General features: G+C 61.7%; 3 protein-coding genes. All 3 read left to right on the forward strand.

What is annotated here, in order from left to right:
* A partial coding sequence (locus tag PY650_RS36235) for a hypothetical protein (protein ID WP_285884901.1) occupies window positions 1–343 on the forward strand: 343 nt, incomplete at its 5' end.
* Entirely contained in the window at window positions 334–492 is a 159-nt protein-coding gene (locus tag PY650_RS36240) for a hypothetical protein (protein ID WP_285884902.1), read from the forward strand. The genes PY650_RS36235 and PY650_RS36240, both read left to right, overlap by 10 nt.
* Window positions 485–2,710: a recombinase family protein gene (locus PY650_RS36245; RefSeq protein WP_285884903.1), complete on the forward strand. Its 2,226-nt coding sequence runs from the start codon at window positions 485–487 to the stop codon at window positions 2,708–2,710. The genes PY650_RS36240 and PY650_RS36245 overlap by 8 nt, the downstream gene beginning before the upstream one ends.
* The last annotated feature ends 29 nt before the right edge of the window (window positions 2,711–2,739 follow it).

The following is a 2,739-nucleotide window of genomic DNA, read 5'->3' on the forward strand; positions in this document are numbered from 1 at the left end:
AAGGAAACGTCGCCAGACTACCCATCACCGGGATCTACCGACGTCGATAGCTGTTACCCGCTCGGGACACGCCTTCGAAGGGCGTGTTCTGCCGGTCGTCAAGCGACTGGTGAGCCGAGGCATGCCATTGCTGCTTGTGGAATTACCCGATGGCAGTCGCAGTCACATTCCCGTGGCGTGGACGGATATCGGCGATACGGGCGTTTCCTCCTCCGACGCCACGGCAAACCACATAGCCATCTGTCGGCTCGCAGATCTTCAGCATTTGCGCTTTGTGGCCGACGCTCTTCTTCAGCGGCGTGATGAGTCGCCGCCCGCTCAAGGAGAAGGCATATGCAACTGAAGCTGACATTTGCCGAGGAAGACAGCAACCGGCATTCCGAACCGCCTGCCTGGGAGAAGCTGGACGCCGAGGCGCGGGCAAAGGCGTTGCGCCGACTTGCCCTGATGATCGCACGCATGCTGACAGCCAGGGAGGCCTGCGATGATTGAACACAGCAAGATTGCCACTGGCCATCTGGCCCGGCAGGCTATCGTCTACCTGCGTCAGTCGAGCGCCTCGCAGGTGGAGAACAACCGCGAATCGACCGATCGGCAGTACGCCCTTTCTGGCCGGGCGCGTGAACTGGGCTGGCCTACCGAGCGCATCGTGGTCATCGACGAAGATCTCGGCCTGTCCGGCTCCGGCAGTGTCATGCGCTCGGGCTTCGCTCGGCTGACGAGCGAGGTTGCACTGGCCCGGGTCGGCATCGTGCTTGGCCTCGAGGTCTCGCGGCTGGCGCGCAATAATGCAGACTGGCATCGGCTGATCGAGTTGGCGGGCCTGACCGACACCTTGATCGGGGACGCCGACGGAATTTATCACCCGGCCTTGTTCAACGACAGACTCTTGCTCGGTCTGAAGGGTGCCATGAGCGAGGCGGAATTGCACGTCCTTCGGGCTCGGCTGGACGGAGGCATCCGCAACAAGGCAGCACGCGGCGAATTGCGCCGCGGCTTGCCTGTCGGCTTCATCTGGGGCGAGGACGATGGTGAGATCCTCATCCATCCCGACGAAGCGGTCTCCCATGTCATCCGCACGATCTTTGCCCGCTTCGCCGAACTGGGTTCTGCACGTCGCGTCTGGTTGTGGCTGCGCGCGAACGATATCAAATTCCCGCTACGCCTCGGAGAACATCAGGATTTACGCTGGAGCGAGGCAAGCTATCATGGCGTTCACGCTGTTCTTGCCAATCCGGTCTATGCGGGCGCGTATGTTTATGGCAAGAATCGTCATGAGACAGTGCTCGACGAAACCGGCGCACGGCGCAAGCGGGTGCGCAAACTGCCAAGGGACGAATGGCAGGTGCTGATCAAGGACCATCATCAGGGCTATATCGACTGGCCGGCTTTCGAGGTCAACCAACAGCGCATGGCAACCAATACACAGCCGCGTCCGCATTCCGACGCAAGCAGGCACTCTGCTGGTGCGGTTCGCGAAGGAGGCGCATTGCTTCAGGGTATTGCCCATTGTGGTCATTGCGGACGACGGTTACGCACCCACTATCGCGGCCGCAACGCGGCGCCCGGCTATCATTGCGCTGGCAAGATCATCGTTGACGGACGGGGCGTCTATTGTCTCAATATCGGCGGCGTGCAGATCGATGAGGCCGTGGCTGCAGCTTTCCTGGAGGCACTTGAACCAGCGCGCCTAACCGCCACGATTGAAGCCGCCGAACGTCTGGAAAGCGATCGGGAAGCAACCCTCAAGCAGTGGCGGCTCGACGTGGAACGGGCGCAGTTCGCCGTCAACCGTGCCGAGCGCCGCTATCGCGCTGTCGATCCTGACAATCGCCTGGTCGCCCGCTCCCTGGAACGGGAGTGGGAAGAAGCCCTGCGCGCGCTGGAGGCGGCCAAGACGGAATTGGCACGCCGAGAGGAGGCGCGTCCACGGCTGTTGTCGTCCCAGGAGCGGGCAAAACTGCTCACCCTTGGCGTCGATCTGGTGAGCGTCTGGCATGCACCATCGACCACAGCACGCGACCACAAGGAATTGCTGCGGACATTGATCGAGGAAGTCACCCTCCATGTCGATCGAGACAATGCTTGCGCACGTCTGACGCTGCGCTGGAAAGGTGGTGCGACTGGTCAACTCGAGGTCGCCCTGCCGCGCTCGCGCCCGGCAACGGTCCGGACCGACGAGGACACTTTGACGCTGGTGCGGCGACTGGCTCCGCACTATCCGGACGCCGTTATTGCCGGTGTTCTCAACCGCCAGGGCCGGCAGACAGCACGCGGACATCGATTCGATGCCAACCGCGTCGGCAATTTGCGGCGCCATTGGAATATTCCTGCCTGCAAGGCCCGGCCGCAAACCGCGGACGGCGACATTCTGACCATCCGTCAGGCAGCCAGCGTCCTTGGCGTGGCGCCGTCAACCCTTCACCGCCACTTGAACGACGGCCTCATTCGAGGCGAACAGATCACGCCCGGTGCTCCCTGGCGCATCCGACTGACAAACGAGCTCAAGGCCCGCTTCCTCACCACCCCCGACGATGGCTTCGAACCCATCCGCGATGCATTGGATACCCTCGGGCTTTCCCGCCAAGCTCTGTTGCAGCGAGTGAGACACGGTGAGTTGGAATCGGTCCATGTCATCCGTGGACAGAGAAAAGGTCTATGGATCAAGACCATAGATCAAAACCCAACCCTCTTCGAACACATGCCATGAGCCAGGGGGCATTATGAAAGTCGATCCAA

The organism is Martinezella calliandrae, from assembly GCF_030272695.1.
Taxonomy (GTDB): Bacteria; Pseudomonadota; Alphaproteobacteria; order Rhizobiales; family Rhizobiaceae; genus Rhizobium; species Rhizobium calliandrae.

Coding starts and splice junctions, on each gene's coding strand:
- PY650_RS36240 (WP_285884902.1), top strand. CDS start 334: ATGCAACTGAAGCTGACATTTGCCGAGGAAGACAGCAACCGGCATTCC.
- PY650_RS36245 (WP_285884903.1), top strand. CDS start 485: ATGATTGAACACAGCAAGATTGCCACTGGCCATCTGGCCCGGCAGGCT.